Source organism: Methylolobus aquaticus (assembly GCF_054172105.1).
In genome coordinates, this window is record NZ_JBSYXP010000007.1 from 258,085 (window position 1) to 278,003 (window position 19,919).

Sequence of the window (19,919 nt, forward strand, 5' to 3'; positions counted from 1 at the left end):
AATAACAGTAATAACCCTTAACCGGCACCCCAACGATGACCGCGTTGTTCTCGTACAACTTCCGACCAGAAGCGGTTGATTGACATCGTCGGCCTACACGGCCACAGCAGGCGATACTCGAAGACAGGTCACTGTCCCGCTTGGCAATCTACTGCGTAGTCGGACCGAAAACCTTGGCGTCGGCAACTGGGCTCACGCACCGTCAGCCACTCAGGGATAGCTGTGTAAGATCTCTTGACACGGCACCCGGAGGTGGCGCGAACCACCCCTAGCAAGCCTGAACGGCATATGGATGAGATTGTGATGACAGGAGGAACACCGAAGCGCAGGACGGTGAGCCACTCGGGCCGGTGATTCCCGCTTGCCGGCCCGGCCTTGCCCCAAGCAAGGACCGTTACAGCGGAACGGACGTAATCATTTCTGAGGAACCGGCCGACGCGCTAGGAGAAACGCCTTCCGGTGGCCCAGTCGTGGGGTCAGTGGGCGGTAGGAGATGGGGTATTGGCAACGACTGCCGCGTCGTAGGGAAGGCAGATCGTATCGGCGGTGATCGACAGCGGAAGATCCAGCAAGGCGACCGGCGCCTTGAGCCAGGCGTTGCCGCCGAGATGATCGCCGGCAAAGGCCGCGCGCACCGTCCGCGCATCGTGCAGGGTACCTGGATAAACCGTCCAGGGCTCGGACCGCGGCGGATCGAACGCGGCCAGACCGCGCTGTTCGATACTCGCGCAAGCCGTGAGCGCCGCACCGACGATGAGCAGAATAATACTCCGACCCACGGCAGGCGCGGGGCCGGGAGTAGCGCCCCGTTCCTGATCAACAGGGTTTCTCAAACCAGGTTTTGCATGCACGCTGATCACTCCGATATCCCGATTGCCCCTAATAATCGACGAAATAGACTACCCCAAAATAGGCGACCGATCTCTAGGTCTTTCCGCTATGCTAGGAGCCTGAAGGTGCGGTAGACTCGACCCGCTTCCGGATGGTACCTACCGATTCCGTTCAATGAGTGGACATACCTTCCGACGCACCCTGCAGGGACCCCGACAGCCGGCTGTCACAGTACTCCGCACACCGTCAACAGCAAGGACTTCGCAACGATGACATCCCGAACGGCCGCGCTGCGCTCCGGTCCGGAACCGGATCTGAGGCGAGCGCTCGATCTGTGCCGCAGCTCGTTCGTGACGGCAGGCTTTTTCAGCCTGTTCATCAATCTGCTGCTGCTGCTGCCGTCGATCTACATGATGCAGGTCTACGACCGGGTACTGGCCAGCAGTAGCGAATCGACGCTGATGATGCTGACGCTGATCGCCGTGTTCCTGTATGTGGTCATGGGTGGCCTGGAATGGCTGCGCGCCCAAGTCCTGATCGTGACCAGCAACCGCCTCGACCAGGTCCTGAACGGTCGCGTGTTCGATGCCATGTTCACGCAGGCCCTGGCCAGCGGCGGCAGAATGTCCACCGTCCAGCCGCTGAACGATCTGCTGCAGTTGCGCCAGTTCCTGACCGGCCCGGGGCTGTTCGCCTTCTTCGATGCACCGTGGATGCCCTTCTACCTGGTGCTGATGTTCATGTTCCACTCCTGGTTCGGGTATCTGGCCGTCATCTCGATGGTCGTGCTCGGCGGAATCGCGATCTGGAACGAAATCGCCACCCGCGACAATCTCGGCCGGGCCAATCAGGAGTCCATCGAGTCCAACCAGTTCACGCAGCGCAACCTGCGCAATGCCGAAGTGATCGAGGCGATGGGCATGCTGCCGCGGATGCGCAGCCGCTGGCAGGACCGCCAGGTCGCGTTGCTCGGCTTGCAAAGCCAGGCCAGCTCGAAATCGGGCCTGATCACATCACTGTCGAAAACCTACCGGCTGACGCTGCAGTCGCTGATCCTGGCACTGGGCGCCTACCTCGCCATTCACCGGGAAATCACTCCCGGCCTGATGATCGCGGGCTCGATCCTGCTCGGGCGCGCCCTGGCGCCGCTCGACCTGATGATCGCTAACTGGCGGGGTTTCCTGCAGGCCCGCGAAGCCTATCGGCGCCTGGACGGCCTGTTGAAAACTGTGCCCGAACGCGCCCCGCCGATGCCCCTGCCCGAGCCCCGCGGTGAAATTGCCTTCGACAAGACCGTCATCACCCCACCCGGCGCGGCCGGCGCGGTGCTCAAGGGGATCACACTCACCATAGAACCGGGACAGGCGGTCGGCATCATCGGTCCCAGCGCGGCCGGAAAGTCGACGCTGGTCCGGGCGATGCTGGGCCTCTACAAGCCGGTATCCGGCAGCGTGCGCCTGGACGGTGCGGAACTCGACCAGTGGGATCGCGAGGCGCTCGGTCAGCACATCGGTTACCTGCCGCAGGATGTGGAACTGCTCGATGGCAGCATCAGCGAGAACATCGCCCGCTTCGGGACGATCGACCCCACGCAGGTCGTCGCCGCGGCGCAGGCGGCCGGGGTGCACGACATGATACTGCGGCTGCCCGAGGGCTACGAAACCAAGATCATCGGCCAGGGCAAGATGTTGTCGGCCGGTCAACAGCAGCGCCTCGGGCTGGCGCGAGCCTTGTACGGGAGCCCGAAACTGCTGGTGCTGGACGAGCCGAATTCGAACCTCGATCAGGACGGCGAGAATGCGCTCGTCAAGGCCGTGGTCCAGATGCGGCAGCGCGGCAGCACAATCGTGCTGGTGACCCACCGCCCCAACATCCTCGGCATCGTCGACAAGATCCTGCTGCTGGTCGACGGCCAGAGCGCCATGTACGGACCGCGCGATCAGGTGCTGGCCGCGCTCCAACAGAAGGCTCCAACGCCCGCGGCTCCGGCCCCGACGCTGGCCACGCAGACCGCTCCGGCGGGCTAGACTCCCCCGCGCCTCAACACTTGTCGCTGCCGATGTCTTCCCCCTCTCCGACTCCCACCGTACCGGCCGTTCGCACCGATGACCGCCGACTGCGGCGCTGGGGCATCGGGGCCGTATTGATCATGTTCGGCGGCCTGGGCGGCTGGGCCGTGCTCGCCCCGCTCAGCAGCGCCGCGCTGGCCCCCGGCCTGATTGCGGTCGAGCGCTATCGCAAGACCGTCCAGCATTTGGAAGGCGGCATCGTCAAGACGATCGACGTCCGCGACGGCGACATCGTCACGCAAGACCAGGGACTGGTCACGCTGGACAGCACCCAGGCCAAAGCCCAGCTGGAAGTCGTGCGGGGGCAGTACCTGATCTCGCTGGCGCGTGAGGCGCGGCTGCTGGCGCAGCGGGACGGACTCAAACAGGTCAAGTATCCGGCCGAATTGTTGCAGAACGCGCACGACCCGCGGGCCGAGGAATCGATACGCGTGCAGACACAGACTTTCAATGTCCGCAAATCGGCCCACGAAGGCGAGATCAGCCTTTATGAACGCCAGATCGGTCAGCTGCGACACAAGGCCCATGGGCTCCAGTCGCAGATCGGCAGCCACGAGCGGCTGGTGCATTCCTATGAGGAAGAGCTGAAGGATTTCCAGTCCCTGCTGAAGGAGGGTTACGCGGAGAAGCAGAAGGTCCGCGATCTGGAACGCAATTTGGCAAACACCGAAGGCCAGCGCGGCGAACTGATGTCCGATCTGGCCGCGACGGAACTGCAGATCAGCGAAACCGAGCTGAAGATTTTGCAGCTCAAGAAGGAATTCCAGCGCGAGGTGGCCAAGGAACTCAGCGAGGTGCAGGCCGCGCTGTTCGAACTGCGCGAGAAACTTCAATCGCTGCAGGACACCGTCACCCGCACCGTGATCAAGGCGCCCGAGCCGGGCATGGTGCTGGGGCTCGCGGTGCACACGATCGGCGCGGTGATCCCGCCCGGCGGGCGGCTACTCGACATCGTGCCGCAGAACGAGAAGCTGATCGTCGAGGCGCGGCTGTCACCGCTGGACATCGACCGGGTGCGGGTCGGACAGATGGCGGAAGTGCGGTTCAGCGCCTTCAAGTCGCGCAACACGCCCAAGATCGAGGGCAAGCTGATCACCGTCTCGGCCGACCGTCTGGCGGACGAGAACGGTGCCACGGAACAGGACCGCGCCGGCTACTACCTGGCCCGTGTCGAGATCACGCCCGAGGGGCTGCAGGATCTGGCGCGGCAGAATCTCGACCTGCTGCCCGGCATGCCCGCGGAAGTACTGATCAACACCGGCGAACGGACCCTGATGGAATACCTGATCGACCCGATCCGGGATACCTTCGCGCGCTCGCTGATCGAGGACTGAGCCATGGTCGGCGCGCGACGTCTGATTCCGGTCCTGTGCCTGCTGGGCGCCGCCGCGACCGGGGCCCGGGCGGAATCCCTGCTCGAACTGTACCGCATCACGCTGGACAGCAACCCGATCCTGAAGGGCAAGGAATTCGCGCTGGACCAGGCCAAGGCACAGCAGGATCAGGCCCTGAGCAAGCTGCTGCCGCAGTTGATGGCGACCGGCAGTTACCAGAAGGTCGACTTCCGGCAGAGCCTGCAGCGAGGCCCCCAGAACCTGCCCGACAACCGCGATTTCAGCGAGCAGTACTGGGGCAACATGGGATCGATCCAGGCGCGCCAGGCCTTGTTCGATCTGCCGTCCTACCTGCGGCTGCAGGGCGCGGAAGCCTTCACACTGCAGAGCGAGAACGAGGTCGACGCGGTGCGCATGGCGGTCGCCTACGATCTGGCAGACCGTTACCTGAACGCGCTGCTGGCCGATGCGGACATCAACTACGTGGTCGCCGAGAAGGAGTCGGTCAAGGAAAAGCTGGAGCAGATGCGCTACATGCAGGAACGGCAGATGGCCACCGTGACCGATCTGTATCAGGTGGAAGCCTATTTCTCGGCCCTGATCACGCGCGAAATCGAGGTCAACAACGCCAAGGCCGTCGCGCTCGAAAAGCTCCGCGAGACCACCGGTGTCGGTGTCAAAAACGTTTCGCCGCTGGTGCAGGAGCGCTTCACGCTGATGTCCGGCCAGATCGACGACTGGGTCCGCGATGCGCTGCATTTCAACCCCAAGCTGACGGCACTGGGACACGCCATCGAGGGCTCATCGAAGATGGTGTCGGGCAGTCAGGCCGAGCACTTGCCCAGCGCGAATCTGGTGGCTACGCAGACCTACTCGAATCTGGGCTTCCAGGACCGCCGCTTTCCGCCCTTTACCTCCGCATCGGTCGGCGTGCAGATCCAGGTCCCGATCTATTCCGGTGGTGGCACGCAAGCGCGCGTCCAGGAATCGGTGGCGCGCTGGAACCAGATGAAGGAGCAATACGAGCAGCAGCGGCGCGAGATCGAGAAGGAAACCCGCACCGCGTTTCTCGATGTGATGGCCAGTCATGCGCGGATCGAATCGACCAATCAGGAGGTCATCGCCCGGGCCAAAGCGGTCGACGCGCAGTACAAGGCCTACGACCTGGGCACGACGACGATCGTCGACGTGCTCGAGACGCGGCGCTTGCTGCTGCGCGGACGGGTCGAGCAGGCGCGCGCCCGTTACGATTTCGTGCGCGCCCTGATCGCACTGCGCATGTGGTCGGGTAGCCTGCATGACCCGGAAATCGAGGCCATTGGCAACTGGTTCGTCAGCAAACCGCAAGCCGCCCAGGCCGGCAAGCCGGATAAGTCTTGAGATCCGTCTGCGGAACGCCCCGGCGCGCCGGGCTCGCTGCCGTCGCACTCGCCGCCACCTTCGCCACCTGGGCCACGGACGAACTCGCGATACCCGCCACTCCGTCGGCACGCGCGCTGCCCGGCATCGTCGGGCGCGACGACCGCGTCCCGCTCGATTCCACGGCCTGGCCCTGGCAGGCGGTCGGTCGCGTCAATCAGGCCGGCGGCCGCAGTCATTGCACCGGCACCCTGGTGGCACCCGACACCGTCCTGACTGCCGCGCACTGCGTCTATAGCCGGCTGGCCAGCCGCTGGCTGGAACCCGGGGAGATCGTCTTCGTCGCCGGCTTCCGCCGCGATACGGATGCGGGCTATTCCCGCGGCAAGACCATCCGGCGCTCGCCGCTGGCCGATCCGACGGCGGTCACCGCCGACAGCATCGCGCATGACTGGGCGCTGATCACCCTGGAAACCGCGCTGGCAGTCCGCCCGGTCGAGGTCCGTACGCTACCACCAGCCGCCACCGCGGGCGGCGCCATACATCTCGAAACTGCCGGGTATGCCCAGGATCGGCCCTACCTGTTGTCCCTGGACGACGGTTGCCGGATACGCGAGCGGGCTTTCGGCGGGAAGGTGCTCGTGACCGATTGCGACAGCACCCGCGGCGACTCCGGCGCCCCGCTGCTGTGGCGGGACGGCGGCGCCGTCCGGGTGATCGGCGTGTTCTCGGCCGCCACGGAAGCGTCGGCCAAAGCCGCCGGCAGCTTCGCCGTGGACGCTTCCGCATTCGCCGATCAGTTAGCTGCACACTGAGTCGCCCCCCGGCTCCGACTCACCCTTCCCGCGCGCCCTGAAATCTCGTCAACTTCGCCAGCCAGCGCTTCCGCGCTGCGAATTCCGCAGCATGGGACCGCGCTTTTCGCCGCTTCCGGAGTCCGGCACGGCATGTCGTCCCCTCTTCGTCCGACCGCAGCCTGCAGCCAGCGCGCCGCCACGGCGAAAAATTTCTTCCGGCGTTTGAACCTTTTTCCCGTCAACCGGGATAAGTGATCTGGTGGATCGCGTGCAAACGGGGGGAGCGGCGGCTCGCTCGTGGTCACCGCATCGAAGCAGACGAACGAAAACGAGGCAAACGACATGACACAATGCAAAGGGGATGAGGCGCTGAGCGATCCCCAGGCTCCCCCCACGAAAGAGCACAACGCGATCGAAGAACCCGTTCGGGATGAATCCGGCCTGAGCCGACGGGAAATGCTGAAATTCAGCATGACGGCGGGAGCGGGTGCAGCCGTGGCCACGATCGGCGGCGGCGCGCTGTTGGCACCTAAGAACAGTCGGGCAGCGACGCCGGGCCTGCCGGTCGTCAGCCCGTGGGATCCGGCCTGGGCCTTCACCGACCCGATGCCGATCCCAAAAGCCTGCCAGCCGGTCGAACAGCTCAAGGGTCCACCGCCGCAGAATCAGCCCTGGTCGAAAGAATACTGCGAAGGCAACGGGCTCCCGAGCTACATCCGCTTCAACGAAGGGCACGGCACGGACGAGGAGTTCTACGAGACGCGCAGCGAACGGCATCAGCGCTGGGCCGAGTTCGGCAACATCGATCCGGTGTATGAGAACGGCGTCATGGTCCAGCCGGGGACGTTCAACGGCAAGTTGTACGAACTCGAGGCTTGCGAGGTCGACTGGAATTTCTACCCCAGCGCTGCAGCGGGAACCGTCGCACCGTCCAAGGTCTGGGTGTTCCACGACGTGAACTCCGATGCGGCCGGCATCCTGCGCATCAACGCCCGTTACGGCGAGCCGGTGCTGATCCGGATGCACAACTGCATGCCGGAGGACAATCGCGGCATCGGCATCGACCAGATGTCGATGCATCTGCACAATGCCCACAACCCGCCCGAATCCGATGGCGGGCCGATGCGCTTCTTCGACTGCGGGCAGTTCTACGACTACTGGTACCCGAACGTTCGCGCCGGCTTCGCCAGCACGCACAAGGACGGCACAAGCTATGTCGGACCGGACAAGGTCGCGCGCACCTGCCCCGGTGACTTCCGCGAAACCCAGAGCACGCTGTGGTTTCACGACCACCGCCACGACTTCACGTCGCAGAACGTTTACAAGGGCTTGGCCTCGTTCTACACGCTGTTCAGCGACGACATCAATCTCGACACCGGCAAGGGCGACAGCGCGAAGCTGTCCGAGCGCGGACTCGGCCTGCCGAGCGGCGAATGGGACATCCCGATCCTGTTGACCGACAAGAGTTTCGACCCCGACAACGGCGGCGAGATGTACTTCGACACCGAGAACTTCGACGGCTTTCTCGGTGACCTGATGACGGTCAACTTCAAGATCAAGCCGTATCTCGACGTCAAGCGGCGCCGCTACCGGTTGCGCCTGCTGAACGCCGGCCCGTCACGCTACGTCGAGATCGGCTTCAAAACCTCGACCGGCAAACTGGTCAGCTTCGTCCGCGTCGGCAACGATGGCAACCTGTTGCCCAAGGCCTTGACGAACACCACCGTCCGGCTCTCGCCGGCCGAGCGCGCCGACATCATCCTGGATTTCGCCGAGCTCGCTCAGGGTACGGTCGTCTACATGGAGAACCTGCTGCTGCAAACCGACCCGCGCGGTCCCGATGGCGTATTGCTGCCGAGCAGCCCGGACCCGCGCCAGCGCGAGGCGACGCAAATCCTGCAGATCCGGGTCGGCGGACTGCCGGCCACGAAAGATATCAGCACGACCAAGGCACAATTGTTGAAGATGCCAACCTTGTTGGAGTTGCCGGCTCTGCCGACCCCCGTCAAGAAGCGCACCTTCGCGTTCGAAACCTTTGGCGCGCAATGGTCGGTGAACAAGCAATTCTTCGACCCGGAGCGCATCAGCGCCTACCCGGTGGAAGGCACGGCCGAGGAATGGACCGTCACCTCCAGCGGTAGCTGGGGCCACCCGATCCACAGCCACCATGAGGAATACCGCATCACGCGCCGCAACGGCCGCGCGATCTCGGCAAGCTCCGACGATTACGGCCGCAAGGACGTCGTGCGCATCGGCAACGGGGCCGTCGGCACCGTCAACGGCGACAGCGTCAGCTACGTGATCCAGTTTCGGGACTGGTACGGCGAATATCCGGTGCACTGCCACAACGTTGTGCACGAAGACCACGGCATGATGCTGCTGTTCAAGATCGTGCCGCCGACCGACCCGAAGGCCGGCCAATAGCCGCTCCCCGCTCCAGCTTAGGAAAAGATCAATGAACGATAGCAACAAGCGTGCATTTCTCAGCAGAATGGTCGGGGTTTCTGCCGGCCTTACCGCGGCGGCGGTGGTACCGGCCGCGGTCGCGAAGAACAGCGGTGCAGCGGCCAACCACCGCCTTCCCGCGAAGCCCGTCCGGCTCAGCCGCGACGAGCGGCGCCGCCAGCGCTTCCCGAACGTGCCGGTCGTCGACCAGGACGGCAACATCCTGCGTTTCTATGACGACATGCTCAAGGACAAGACCGTCCTCATCAACTTCATGTACACGCGCTGCAATGGCAGTTGCCCCGGCACGACGGCGAATCTGAAGAAAGTTCAAGCCGAGTTCGGCGATCGCATGGGCCGCGACGTATTCATGTACTCGGTCTCGCTCGAGCCGGAGTACGACACGCCGGAGCGCCTGAAGGCCTATGCGGACTTGTTCAAGGTCCAACCCGGCTGGCGTTTCATCACCGGCAGCAAGGAGAACCTGGACCTGATCCGGCGTGAGTTCGGCTTCTATCGCGCCGACGCGACGCTCGACAAGCTGGCCGATTCGCACATCGGCGCAGTGAAATTCGGTATCGAGCGACTGGAACGCTGGGGCATGTGCGCCGCGCTTGGCAATCCCAAGTACATCGCGCGTTATGTCGAATGGCTCGAACCCAGGGGCAAACGGCCGGATCTGTCAGCGATGCTCGGCTGACGGTTTGGGTAAACGGCGCCGCCAAGGGCGGCGCCGGCCGCCCCCCCCCGCGTTCGCGGGCGAACCGAGGCCGAGGGTGCCGTACGGCGCCCTCACAACACTTTTCCCTACGAGGCATTCACCATGGGCATAGGCATCTGGCAACTGGCCATCATCCTGGCCATCGTCATGTTGGTCTTCGGCACGAAGCGGCTCAACACGATCGGCACCGACCTGGGAAGCGCGATTCGAGGCTTCCGCAATGCGATGAAGGACACACCCGACAAGACTTGAGGCACGGTCGGCGCGCTTGGACGGAATTCGCGATCGACGCGACAAAGCGCCCTGCGGGGCGCTTTGTTCTGTAGCGCGATAGCCCGACGGGGCGTGCCATCGGGGCCGATTAAGTTACGTCAAGGTCGCGCTTTCGAAACTTACGGTCGGGGGGACCGAACGCGTTGCACCGACGTTGCCCAAACCAACAACCTGCTGCCAACGGCGGCCATAGTCCGGGTGGCGCTGCAGATTCGGCGAGGTATCGGGAGCTATTCCGAGAACCGGTGGCGCAATCCGGAAGACCGCGCTGCCGCGCCTTCGGCTGCGCGATCCGACTCGTGGGCCGTCGCAGGCTTCGCTTCCGGAATTCCGGCCGCATCGATCCGGGCCATCAGCCGGGCAAAGCCGCTCTCGGCAGTCGGATCAGCCGGCGCGTGTTGCCACCGATTTTGGATCTGCTGGAAATCCGCAAGCTCTTTGCGACAGTCGTCGCACGTGCCTAGATGCTGGTCAACCGCCAGATGCTCTGCTGCACTCAGACTCCCGTTGGCATACCAGGGCAACAAGAGCAGAACCTCCTCATGGCGGGCCACGAAGACTTTATCTTCAGCGACCATCAAATATCCCCCCTCAGAATAGCGCCCTGCACCTGAAACTGCCGACGAGCGTGAACCCCCGTCAGCGTCCGCATCGGTGGGGCGCCCAAAGCGCGGGTATCACCGCAACGCGAATCCCAGCATACGACGAAGACCCTACAGGGCGCAATTGGCCTAAGGGGATATCTGACAGAGCCATGGGAGATTACAGGGTTCACCTTAAGTGAATTCCATTTCTTTGCCAAAAGGTTCAAAAAGTTCCCGACCAAAACGCTTTCCCCAAATCCCCCTGCCTCGCGCAGCAAGGCTCGCGGCATCCTTACCGGCCAGATCCGAGGGGCTAGTAACCCGCCGTCAGCGAGAACATGAACTTCGGGTCCGGCAGCGGCAATTCGAACTCGTGGTGCTCCGCAATGCTTGCCGGGGATTCCTGGCCGCTGGTCCACTTTCCATCGATGTATCGGAAATCGAAAGCGAGGTGGCTCCAGTACCATGTCAGGCCCGCGTGCCAGTATGCGGAATCGTATTCGAGAACCTGTCGCGCGGCGTTGTACCCGGCGCCGGCCGAGAACTCCAGGGATTCCATCACCGGATAGCGGCCGGACAGTTCTACGGTAGTGAACGCTGCGCCGCGATGATAGGCATTGTCGGCGTAGTAGACCCTGGCACTGGCCACATCGCGGTAATGCAGCGCCAGGCTGTAGTCGTTGTAGTCCGAGTAGCGGCCGAAGATGCGGTCATTGAAGATGTACCGCGACACCATGAGCTCCGCGCGAAGGCTCTCGTCGATCTCATGGCTGTAGCCGAGGTAGGGGTAAAACTCCAGGTCGGAGTGACCGGGGAAGTCCCCGTCGCCGAAGTCAACCCATGAAAGCCACGCGCCGCCGAAAAAGCCGCTGTCGTGTTCATAGTCGAGATTGCCCCTCAGCGAGGGCCGGTTATCGCTCTTCGAATAGCCGCGGTAGAAGTAATTCGTCGTGAAGGTCGCCAGCGCGCCGAATTTGGACGCCGCGACGAAGGACTGCAGCGAAGATGCCTCGTGAGCCAGCAAATCCGACGTGTACATTGCGCCGAACACGACCAGCAGCACAGCCCGTTTGCGGGCAGGGACCGGCATGCCAGGGACAGGCCGCCGGAGAGACTCCAACGATGGGGGGCCGGTGGGCATCCGTGCAGGACCCAGGAAAGCTGTGACCACGGGTGAATGCGAATGCGGGAGCCCGAAGCTCCCGCATCACTTACCCGAGGGGCCTTCCGGTCAATGGCTGACCGCGACTTTGGCGCCCTTGGTCTGGCCGATCGCCGTCAGAGTCTCGGTGAACCATGGCGTCTCGATGTCGAAAGGCTTACCGCCCTTGATGCGCGGAAACTCGATCGCGCGCAGCACGTTCCCGCGGTCCTCGTCGTGGCCCATCACACCGGACTCGCGTCGGAAGGCGCACTCGACGGCGAGATCGGCACAGGACTTGATCAGCCGGATGTCTTCGACATTGGCCGCTGCGGCGCGGGCGAAATAGCCGGACTTTTGCACCAGCGTCTTCTCGGCACCGATCATCGCGGCGAACTGCTCGCCGAACCACTTGCCAGGGTTGACCGCGTCGAGCTTGATGTGACCGAAGGCATCACGCGGGACTTCCTGCCCCTTGGCCTGCATCTCGGCAACGATCGCTTCGACGCCCGCCCCTTCCGAAATGAAGATGTTGACGCAGTCGACCTTGTCCATGACGGCGCGCAGGCGGTCCGCCTCGGCCGCCAGATTGATTTCCATCTCCGGGATGAAGACCCCGTGCACTTCAAAGGCGGCACGATCGAGGCCGATGCCCGGCAACCATTCGGCGCGGTCGAGCAGCTTGCGATATTCGAGCGCGGTCGCCGCGGTCAGCCAGCCGCAGTTACGGCCCATGACTTCGTGGACGATCAGCATGCGCGGGTTGGAGTTGTTTTCCGCGACCACGTTCCAGAAGTAGCGGGCACCCTGCTCGGCCGCCGTCCAGGCACCCAGCGACTGCTTGATCGGGAACACGTCATTGTCGACGGTCTTCGGCAGGCCGATTACGGTCAGACCGTAGTTGTTGCGTCCGAGAAAAGCCGCGAGGTCGGCCGCAGCGGTGTTGGTGTCGTCACCGCCGATGGTGTGCAGCACGTCGACGCCGTCCTTGACCAGCTGATCGGCCGCGACCTTCTGCGGATCCTCACCTTCCTTGACGAGACCTCGCTTGACGCAATCCTTGACGTTGGTCAGCTTGACGCGGCTGTTGCCGATCGGCGAGCCGCCGAAACGGTGCAACAGGCCGGCCTTTTCGCGGATCTCCGGGGTCACTTTGTACGAATCGCCCAGCAACAAGCCCTTGTACCCGCCGCGATAGCAGATGATCTCGATCGACGGATCGATCTCGCTGTAACGCTCGATCAGGCTGCCGACAGCGGAGCTGAGGCACGGAGCCAGACCGCCGGCGGTCAGGATGGCGACTTTCTTGGGTTTGTTCATGGCAAGGTCTTCCGATTAAGGGGTTAAACGATAGAACGCCTTAAGGCGAAATGCCGGAGGGCCACACCGGGCCGTCGGAGCCGGACTTAGCCGCGTAGATTAACGGACAAAGCGCGTCGTGGCCATGCCGGGCACCATTTCGGAGGCCAGGGAACGGAGGGCGGGCGCGGCGCCGATAGCCAACCGCATCGAAACAGCGCGTCGCCGCCAGCCCGGATGGACTAGGCCGCCGAATCCGCCACTTCGCCTTCCGCGACAGGCGCGGCGTAACCGCATTCCTTTTGCGGACAGACTTTTTCGGTGCCGCGGCGCTTGCCGGTCTTGATGGTCAGTATCGGCCAGCCGCATTGCGGGCAGGGCTCGGCGAGCGGCGGATTCCAGACGGCATAACTGCAGGTCGGATACGTCGAGCACGAATAGAACAACTTGCCGAATCGCGACTTGCGCGTATTCAGCGTACCCACCTTACATTGCGGACATTGCACGCCGGTGTCCGCGGGCTTTTCGATCGGCTCGATGTGCTTGCATTTCGGGTAGGCGCTGCAGCCGATGAACTTGCCGTAACGTCCGGACTTGACGATCAGCGCGGAATCGCATTTCGGGCAGGTTCGGCCCTCGATGACCTCGGCGGCCGCGGGCCCGGTTTCCTCACCCTGCATGTTCCGCGTGTACTTGCAGGTCGGGTAGTTGTTGCAACCGATGAAACGGCCATTCCGGCCGAGGCGGATGGACAACTGGCCGCCGCATTCGGGACAGGCCTCGTCCAGCGACTCATGCGTCACGTCCGCCCGACGCAGGTTCTCGTCCTTGTCCTCGATCAGGGCCTTGAACGGGTCCCAGAATTCCCGCATCAGCGGAACCCAGTTCTTTTCGCCGCGCGACACCGCGTCGAGGGCATCCTCCAGATTGGCGGTGAAGTTGTAGTCGACGTACTGGGTGAAATGCTCGGTCAGGAACTTGTTGACGATGCGCCCGACGTCGGTCGGCGTGAAACGCTTCGACTCCAGCGTCACGTAATGGCGCTGTTGCAGCGTCGAAATGATGGCGGCGTAAGTCGAGGGCCGGCCGATCCCGTACTCTTCCAGCGCCTTGACCAGACTCGCCTCGGTGTACCGCGGCGGTGGCTCGGTAAAGTGCTGTTCGTTGACGATGTCGGTCAGCGGCAAGGTCTGCCCGACCTTGAGGGCCGGCAGAAAATTCTCGTCCTCTTCGCTGGGCGCGTCGTCCTTGCCTTCGAGGTAAACGGCCATGAACCCCGGATTGGTCACGGTCGAACCGGTGGCGCGAAAGGTGTTGCCTTCGCCGCAGGCGAAATCGACCGCCACCGTGTTGATCGTCGCATGGACCATCTGACAGGCGACGCTGCGCTTCCAGATCAGGCTGTACAGTTTGAACTGGTCGGGTGTCAGACGCGCCTTGACGGCTTCCGGCGTGCGGTAGACCGAGGTCGGGCGAATCGCCTCGTGGGCTTCCTGCGCGTTCTTGCTCTTGGTCTTGTAGATGCGCGGTTGATCGGGCACGTTGTCGGCGCCATAGCGCTCGGCGATCAGCTTGCGGAACTCCTGAATCGCCTCGGCAGCGAGCGTGACCGAGTCGGTACGCATGTAGCTGATCAGGCCGACGCTTTCCCCGCCTAGGTCGATGCCCTCGTAGAGCTGCTGCGCGACCGTCATGGTGCGCCGGGTCGTGAAACCGAGCTTGCGGGCGGCCTCCTGCTGCAGGGTCGAGGTCGTGAACGGCGCTGCCGGGTTACGCTTGCGCTCCCGCTCTTCGACCTTGGCGACCGTCAGGAAGCCCTGCGCCTGAGCCAGCAGATCGGTGCGCACGGCAGCAGCCTGCTCGGCATTGGTGATGCTGAATTGTTCCTGCTTCTCGCCACGGTAATGCGTGAGGCGCGCACCGAGAGGCTGCGCCTCGGCCATCAGCGCGGCCTCGATGGTCCAGTATTCCTGCGACTTGAACGCCTCGATCTCGAGTTCGCGCTCGACGATCATCCGCAAGGCCGGGCTCTGCACGCGGCCCGCCGACAAGCCGCGGCGGATTTTCTTCCACAACAGGGGCGAGAGCTTGAAACCGACCAGATAATCGAGCGCGCGGCGCGCCTGCTGCGCGTTGATGAGGTCCAGCGACAGCGCCTTCGGGTGCTCGATGGCCTCGGTGATCGCGCGCTTCGTGATCTCGTGGAATACCACCCGGTGCACCGGCTGATCCTTCAGCGCCTTCTTTTCCTTGAGAATTTCATAGAGATGCCAGGAGATCGCCTCACCCTCGCGATCCGGGTCGGTCGCGAGATACAGAGCGTCGGCCTTGGCCAGCGCCTTGACGATGGCCTGCACGTGTTTCTCGTTCTTCTCGATGAGATCGTACTTCATCTTGAAGTCGTGATCCGTATCGACCGCGCCTTCCTTGGGCACGAGATCGCGGACATGACCGTACGACGCGAACACGCGGAAATCCTTGCCCAGGTATTTCTCGATGGTCCGCGCCTTGGCCGGCGATTCGACGATGACCAGATTCTGGTTCATGGAGCCTTAGGATGAAGTCCGAAAGATGGGGCGATTCACACGCCGCGCCGTCGCCACCGCCTCAGGCGGCGGCAGGGTCAACGGCGCTGCGGACGGAGGACTGGCGACGCGGGGTCAGTGAAGATATTCCGGAACGGCGTCGTAGACCAGGTTTTCCATCCTGGCATAGGCCGCTTCCTCACTCGGCTGACTGAACAGGATCATCAGGACCACCCATTTCAGGTTCTCCAGAGTGATGGGGTCCTCGTGCAAGGCCATCAGCCGGTCGATGACCAACTCGCGGCTCGTGGATGTCAGGATCCCCGACTGTTCGAGAAACATCAAAAAGCCTCGGCATTCCGTATCGAGCCTCGACTTTTCCTGATGGGAGAAGACGCGGAACGACGGCGAGGAGAGTGATCGAATGGGCGGCTGCTCGGCCAATGACTCGAGCCACTCGAATGCCCTGCTCACTTCCTTCCCGGGAAATCCCGCCTCCAGCAACTCATCCCGAAGTGCATCCGGATCTGGCGAATGCTCTTCGTCTCCGTCCATGTAGTTTTGAAACAGATAGATCAGCACATCGAAGACGTTTTCTTTCATTCCGGGCCTCGAGCGGGGACGACCACGCGATGCGGGCCTCCCTACTCATCGTAGGTGATTCTGCAGTAACAGCCTGTCGGCGTTGACGCGACGTATCCCTTCAGCTCGAGATCTAGCAGCAGATAGGCCACTTCTTCGGCACTCATCCCGCTAGCTGTTACTAGAGTATCCACAGAGGTGGGTTCCCACGCAACATATTTCAACAGGTGTGCGGCCGCAGATTCCGGACGATCGGCAGTCGGACGAGAGCCGCCGGAGGACTCCAAGCCACCGGCAAAGCCCGCCAGTTCCTCCAAAATATCGGCGACGCCCTCGACCAGTTTGGCGCCATCCTTGATCAACGCATGGCAGCCCCGCGCCATCGGATTGTGGATGGACCCGGGAATCGCGAACACCTCCCGCCCCTGATCCAGGGCCGCCTTGGCCGTGATCAGCGAACCGGAGCGCAGGCTTGCCTCGACGACCAGCGTGCCGGTGCTCAGACCGCTGATGATGCGGTTCCGCCGCGGAAAGTGCGCCGGCAGCGGCGGCGTGCCGACCGGAAACTCGGACACTACCGCCCCGGCCTGGACCACTTCGGCCATCAGGTCGGCATGGCGCCGCGGATAGACCTGGTCCAAACCGGTACCGACCACCGCGACGGTTCGCCCGCCGCCGTCGATCGCGCCGCGATGACTCGCGGCGTCGATGCCGAGCGCGAGCCCGCTGGTAACGGTAATGCCGCTGGCCGCCAGCGCCGCGGCAAACTCACGGGAAGTCCGCTGACCCGGCGGTGTCGGGTTCCGGCTACCGACGATGGCGACCTGCAGCGAGCCGAGCGCCGCAACGTCCCCGAGCACGAACAGTACCGGCGGCGGCGCCGGAATCTCCCGCAGCAACGGCGGATACCGGGGATCCGCCAAGGTCAGGATACTGCGCCCGGACTGCGCGGACAGCCAGGCGAGATCACGCTCGACGCCGTCCCAGTCGGGCGCCTTCAGGTAATCGAGCAGCGGCGCCTTGAATCCAAGCCCGGCCAGCGCCGCCCGCGGTTCCTGGAACAGGAAACGCGGGCCGGCGTGAAGCTCCAGCAGTTGGCGCCACTGGCGCGCCCCAGCCAGTGGCGCCCGCAACAGGGCGAGCCAGTAGCGCAGGCTGTTCGGATCGGTGTCGGACACCGCATCAACCGGGGGGCTGGATGATGTCGAGCACATGGACCGGTCGGGAAGCGCGCAGGATCAGCGCATAACTGACGCGTTCAAACACGCGAAAGACCAGCAGCGTACCGGCCGACTGTTCCGGAGCGAAGACCCGCGTCCCGAATCCAGCATAGGGATCGCGCAACTCGATACCGCGTTGCACGATCTCGAACACATGACCCGACTCGATACCGTCGCGCGCCCCCCGATCCAGCGTCACGACCTGGTACTGGCCGATCTGCGACACGCCATCGAGTACGCCGATGATATGGCCGCGCAGCGGCTTCTTGATGGCATGCGGGTGTACGTAAAGCCCGGTCTCGCCCGCATTGCGCGCCAGGATGCGATCGCCGATGACCGCCTCGCGCTGGTTCCGGAGCATCACCAGGGTTGCGGGATCGCCGTGGGCGACCAGGGTAGCATCCGCGACGAAGATCCCTTCATAGCCCAGGGTCTCGCCGGTATCGCCCTCGGTCAGCGGCTGACCGACGCGGAACACCGTGAAATCCCGCGCCGGCGCCTGGGGCAGCCCACGCACATAGATGCGATCCTGCGCGCCGCCGGCGATCCGCCGGTCCGGCAACGCGACGATGAAGGGGCCGGCGTCCTTTTCGTCCTCTGACAGGGGGCGGGGACTGCTCAGGAACGGGCGGATTGTTTCGATGAGAATCGTCGGAATCGCACGACGCGGAGCGCTCACCCTCACCTGCGGCTGTAGCCGAACCTCGGACGCCGCCGCAATGCGGAGTTCGGCTTCACCGTTGAACCGGGTCAGTTCGAGTACATCGCCCGGATAGATCAGGTCAGGATCGGCCAGCGCTGGATTGCGCCGCCAGAGTTCGGGCCATTCCCAGGGATGCACCAGAAAGCGCGACGCAACATCCCACACCGTGTCGCCCTCGACGACCCGATACTGTGTCGGGGCGGAAGCCAGCAATTCAACCGATCGCGCACTCGTCGTTACACCGGTCGCCCCGAGCAGCGACACGCACAGAACCCACATCCGATGCCAGTTCATACCTTAACTCCCGGGCTTGCGACGGGTCTCGACCCTTTTGTTTACGTCATCCGGCCGGAACACGGGAATTCCGAGTCAGCCTGAAGTCCGGCCCGGACGGCAACTTTTCTTGATCGCCGCAGTCTTTGCGGTTAACGTTCAAGGTTAACTGCGTGTTCCGCTGCCTACCGCCCGACCGTTCCAGACACCAGACCAAAATCATGGCTATCCTGACCATCTTGGAGTTTCCCGACGAACGACTTCGCAAGAAGGCATTGCCGGTCGACGTGTTCGATGAATCGCTGACGCGGCTCGTGGCGGACATGCTGGCCACGATGTATGCGGCGCCGGGAATCGGTCTGGCCGCCACACAGGTCAATGTACAGCAGCAGGTCATCGTAATCGACATCTCGGAAGAGAAGAATAGTCCGCTGATCCTGATCAATCCTGAGATCGTCGCGCGCACCGGTCAGGAGGAAATGGAAGAAGGCTGCCTGTCCGTCCCCGGCGTCTACGAGAAAGTGCAGCGTGCCGAACGGATCCGCGTCCGGACCTCGGACGTCAGTGGCAGCATCACCGAGTTCGACGCCGATGGCCTGCTCGCGGTTTGCATCCAGCACGAGATCGATCACCTGGAGGGTCGGCTGTTCGTCGACCGCCTGTCGCCGCTGAAGCGGCAATTGGTCCGGAAGCGCATCAAGAAGGAACAACGGCAGCGCGCGACGAAACCGCTGGCGGCCACCTCGGCTTCGCTGTAAGCCGCCGCGGCCCGATCCGGACTGGCCGAAACGTTCCAGGCCAGCGCCGGACCGCTACCGCGATCGGGAATTCAATCGATGAAGATCATTTTTGCCGGGACGCCGGAGTTCGCCGTCCCGTCCCTGGAAGCCTGCCTCGCTTCCGGTCACGCGGTGTGCGCCGTGTATACCCAGCCCGACCGGCCCGCCGGCCGCGGGCGGAAGCTGACGCCCAGCCCGGTCAAGACGCTCGCGCTCGCGCATGGCCTCCCGGTGTTTCAGCCCGAGTCCCTGCGACCAGCGGAGGAACAGGAAGCCCTCGCGGGGCTGGGCGCAGACCTGATGGTCGTTGCCGCATACGGCCTGATCCTGCCTACGCCCGTTCTGGCAACACCCCGCCTGGGCTGCATCAACGTGCATGCCTCGCTGTTGCCGCGCTGGCGCGGGGCCGCTCCGATCCAACGCGCGATACTGGCCGGGGACGCGACGACCGGCGTGACGATTATGGTGATCGAACCCCGGCTGGACAGTGGCCCGATGCTGCTGAAGCGCAGTTGCTCGATCGAGCCGCTGGAGACCGCGGCCGAGCTCTACCCGCGACTGGCACGCCTCGGCGCCGAGGCGCTGTCCGCGGTACTGGCCACATTCGAAGCCGCGCCGCCGGTCCCGGAACCCCAGGACGAAGCGCTGGTCACCTACGCCGAGAAACTCAGCAAGCATGAGGCGCTGATCGACTGGCGGCAACCCGCGCTGACGCTCGAGCGTCAGGTACGGGCATTCAATCCCTGGCCGGTCGCCGAAACCCGACTCCAAGGCCAGGCATTGAGGATCTGGCGCGCCGAAGCACTGAGCGAACGGTCCGACGCGGCCCCGGGCACGACGCTGACCGGCCGCAAGACCTGGGATGTCGCGACCGGGGACGGCGTGCTGCGCCTGCTCGAAGTCCAGCTCGCCGGACGCCGGCGCGTCCCCGGGTCGGATTTCCTGAATGCTGCGCCCGAGCCGGCGCCGCTCGGTACCTGACGC

17 protein-coding genes are annotated in these 19,919 nt (G+C 63.9%); 9 read left to right on the forward strand and 8 right to left on the reverse strand.

Going from position 1 to position 19,919, the window contains the following annotated elements; translation table 11 throughout:
• Nucleotides 1–476: 476 nt before the first annotated feature.
• Complete coding sequence (locus tag ACW73L_RS11895) at nucleotides 477–779, reverse strand: YceK/YidQ family lipoprotein (RefSeq protein ID WP_498922235.1); 303 nt, start codon at nucleotides 777–779, stop codon at nucleotides 477–479.
• Between the two features lie 321 nt (nucleotides 780–1,100).
• On the opposite strand from ACW73L_RS11895, the gene ACW73L_RS11900 reads away from it, so the two are divergent.
• The 7 genes from ACW73L_RS11900 to tatA all read left to right on the forward strand — a co-directional run bounded on the left by ACW73L_RS11900 (nucleotide 1,101) and on the right by tatA (nucleotide 9,808).
• Entirely contained in the window at nucleotides 1,101–2,858 is a 1,758-nt protein-coding gene (locus ACW73L_RS11900; protein ID WP_498922236.1) for a type I secretion system permease/ATPase, read from the forward strand.
• A 32-nt stretch (nucleotides 2,859–2,890) separates the two neighbouring features.
• Nucleotides 2,891–4,234 carry an HlyD family type I secretion periplasmic adaptor subunit gene (locus ACW73L_RS11905; RefSeq protein WP_498922237.1) on the forward strand — a complete coding sequence of 448 codons (1,344 nt, stop codon included), beginning with the start codon at nucleotides 2,891–2,893 and terminating at the stop codon, nucleotides 4,232–4,234.
• Between the two features lie 3 nt (nucleotides 4,235–4,237).
• The gene (locus ACW73L_RS11910) at nucleotides 4,238–5,614 is read left to right on the forward strand and encodes a TolC family protein (protein WP_498922239.1); all 1,377 of its coding nucleotides are present in this window, start codon (nucleotides 4,238–4,240) and stop codon (nucleotides 5,612–5,614) included.
• Nucleotides 5,611–6,408 carry a trypsin-like serine peptidase gene (locus tag ACW73L_RS11915; RefSeq protein ID WP_498922241.1) on the forward strand — a complete coding sequence of 266 codons (798 nt, stop codon included), beginning with the start codon at nucleotides 5,611–5,613 and terminating at the stop codon, nucleotides 6,406–6,408. Before ACW73L_RS11910 ends, ACW73L_RS11915 begins: the two co-directional genes overlap by 4 nt.
• Before the next feature lie 324 nt (nucleotides 6,409–6,732).
• Nucleotides 6,733–8,814: a multicopper oxidase family protein gene (locus tag ACW73L_RS11920; RefSeq protein ID WP_498922242.1), complete on the forward strand. Its 2,082-nt coding sequence runs from the start codon at nucleotides 6,733–6,735 to the stop codon at nucleotides 8,812–8,814.
• 31 nt (nucleotides 8,815–8,845) lie between these two features.
• Nucleotides 8,846–9,535 (forward strand): SCO family protein, encoded by a 690-nt coding sequence (locus ACW73L_RS11925; RefSeq protein ID WP_498922244.1) that lies wholly within the window; start codon nucleotides 8,846–8,848, stop codon nucleotides 9,533–9,535.
• A gap of 123 nt (nucleotides 9,536–9,658) precedes the next feature.
• A complete protein-coding gene (gene tatA, locus ACW73L_RS11930; RefSeq protein ID WP_129884980.1) occupies nucleotides 9,659–9,808 on the forward strand; it encodes a twin-arginine translocase TatA/TatE family subunit in 150 nt (49 codons plus the stop codon).
• A 251-nt stretch (nucleotides 9,809–10,059) separates the two neighbouring features.
• Here the strand turns inward: tatA and ACW73L_RS11935 are convergent, their stop codons facing one another.
• The 7 genes from ACW73L_RS11935 to ACW73L_RS11965 all read right to left on the reverse strand — a co-directional run bounded on the left by ACW73L_RS11935 (nucleotide 10,060) and on the right by ACW73L_RS11965 (nucleotide 18,177).
• Nucleotides 10,060–10,407: a zf-HC2 domain-containing protein gene (locus ACW73L_RS11935; protein WP_498922246.1), complete on the reverse strand. Its 348-nt coding sequence runs from the start codon at nucleotides 10,405–10,407 to the stop codon at nucleotides 10,060–10,062.
• Between the two features lie 319 nt (nucleotides 10,408–10,726).
• On the reverse strand, nucleotides 10,727–11,503 hold the full coding sequence (locus ACW73L_RS11940) for a TorF family putative porin (protein WP_498922248.1): 777 nt from the start codon (nucleotides 11,501–11,503) through the stop codon (nucleotides 10,727–10,729).
• 141 nt (nucleotides 11,504–11,644) lie between these two features.
• The gene (locus ACW73L_RS11945; RefSeq protein ID WP_498922250.1) at nucleotides 11,645–12,874 is read right to left on the reverse strand and encodes a pyrophosphate--fructose-6-phosphate 1-phosphotransferase; all 1,230 of its coding nucleotides are present in this window, start codon (nucleotides 12,872–12,874) and stop codon (nucleotides 11,645–11,647) included.
• Between the two features lie 221 nt (nucleotides 12,875–13,095).
• The gene (gene topA, locus ACW73L_RS11950) at nucleotides 13,096–15,399 is read right to left on the reverse strand and encodes a type I DNA topoisomerase (protein ID WP_498922252.1); all 2,304 of its coding nucleotides are present in this window, start codon (nucleotides 15,397–15,399) and stop codon (nucleotides 13,096–13,098) included.
• A gap of 114 nt (nucleotides 15,400–15,513) precedes the next feature.
• A complete protein-coding gene (locus ACW73L_RS11955) occupies nucleotides 15,514–15,981 on the reverse strand; it encodes a Smg family protein (protein ID WP_129884975.1) in 468 nt (155 codons plus the stop codon).
• 41 nt (nucleotides 15,982–16,022) lie between these two features.
• On the reverse strand, nucleotides 16,023–17,138 hold the full coding sequence (gene dprA, locus ACW73L_RS11960) for a DNA-processing protein DprA (RefSeq protein ID WP_498922253.1): 1,116 nt from the start codon (nucleotides 17,136–17,138) through the stop codon (nucleotides 16,023–16,025).
• A gap of 4 nt (nucleotides 17,139–17,142) precedes the next feature.
• Nucleotides 17,143–18,177, reverse strand: a complete 1,035-nt coding sequence (locus ACW73L_RS11965) for a LysM peptidoglycan-binding domain-containing protein (protein ID WP_498922255.1) — start codon at nucleotides 18,175–18,177, stop codon at nucleotides 17,143–17,145.
• Between the two features lie 200 nt (nucleotides 18,178–18,377).
• On the opposite strand from ACW73L_RS11965, the gene def reads away from it, so the two are divergent.
• Both def and fmt read left to right on the forward strand, forming a co-directional pair.
• Nucleotides 18,378–18,914, forward strand: a complete 537-nt coding sequence (def, locus tag ACW73L_RS11970) for a peptide deformylase (protein ID WP_498922256.1) — start codon at nucleotides 18,378–18,380, stop codon at nucleotides 18,912–18,914.
• Between the two features lie 78 nt (nucleotides 18,915–18,992).
• Nucleotides 18,993–19,916, forward strand: a complete 924-nt coding sequence (fmt, locus tag ACW73L_RS11975) for a methionyl-tRNA formyltransferase (RefSeq protein ID WP_498922257.1) — start codon at nucleotides 18,993–18,995, stop codon at nucleotides 19,914–19,916.
• The last annotated feature ends 3 nt before the right edge of the window (nucleotides 19,917–19,919 follow it).

Bases quoted from the DNA above. Each gene is read 5' to 3' on its own strand.
- def (WP_498922256.1), top strand. From the start codon at position 18,378: ATGGCTATCCTGACCATCTTGGAGTTTCCCGACGAACGACTTCGCAAG.
- ACW73L_RS11925 (WP_498922244.1), top strand. From the start codon at position 8,846: ATGAACGATAGCAACAAGCGTGCATTTCTCAGCAGAATGGTCGGGGTT.
- ACW73L_RS11905 (WP_498922237.1), top strand. From the start codon at position 2,891: ATGTCTTCCCCCTCTCCGACTCCCACCGTACCGGCCGTTCGCACCGAT.
- ACW73L_RS11955 (WP_129884975.1), bottom strand. From the start codon at position 15,981: ATGAAAGAAAACGTCTTCGATGTGCTGATCTATCTGTTTCAAAACTAC.
- topA (WP_498922252.1), bottom strand. From the start codon at position 15,399: ATGAACCAGAATCTGGTCATCGTCGAATCGCCGGCCAAGGCGCGGACC.
- ACW73L_RS11900 (WP_498922236.1), top strand. From the start codon at position 1,101: ATGACATCCCGAACGGCCGCGCTGCGCTCCGGTCCGGAACCGGATCTG.
- ACW73L_RS11940 (WP_498922248.1), bottom strand. From the start codon at position 11,503: ATGCCGGTCCCTGCCCGCAAACGGGCTGTGCTGCTGGTCGTGTTCGGC.
- tatA (WP_129884980.1), top strand. From the start codon at position 9,659: ATGGGCATAGGCATCTGGCAACTGGCCATCATCCTGGCCATCGTCATG.
- ACW73L_RS11965 (WP_498922255.1), bottom strand. From the start codon at position 18,177: ATGAACTGGCATCGGATGTGGGTTCTGTGCGTGTCGCTGCTCGGGGCG.
- ACW73L_RS11945 (WP_498922250.1), bottom strand. From the start codon at position 12,874: ATGAACAAACCCAAGAAAGTCGCCATCCTGACCGCCGGCGGTCTGGCT.
- ACW73L_RS11920 (WP_498922242.1), top strand. From the start codon at position 6,733: ATGACACAATGCAAAGGGGATGAGGCGCTGAGCGATCCCCAGGCTCCC.
- ACW73L_RS11910 (WP_498922239.1), top strand. From the start codon at position 4,238: ATGGTCGGCGCGCGACGTCTGATTCCGGTCCTGTGCCTGCTGGGCGCC.
- ACW73L_RS11935 (WP_498922246.1), bottom strand. From the start codon at position 10,407: ATGGTCGCTGAAGATAAAGTCTTCGTGGCCCGCCATGAGGAGGTTCTG.
- fmt (WP_498922257.1), top strand. From the start codon at position 18,993: ATGAAGATCATTTTTGCCGGGACGCCGGAGTTCGCCGTCCCGTCCCTG.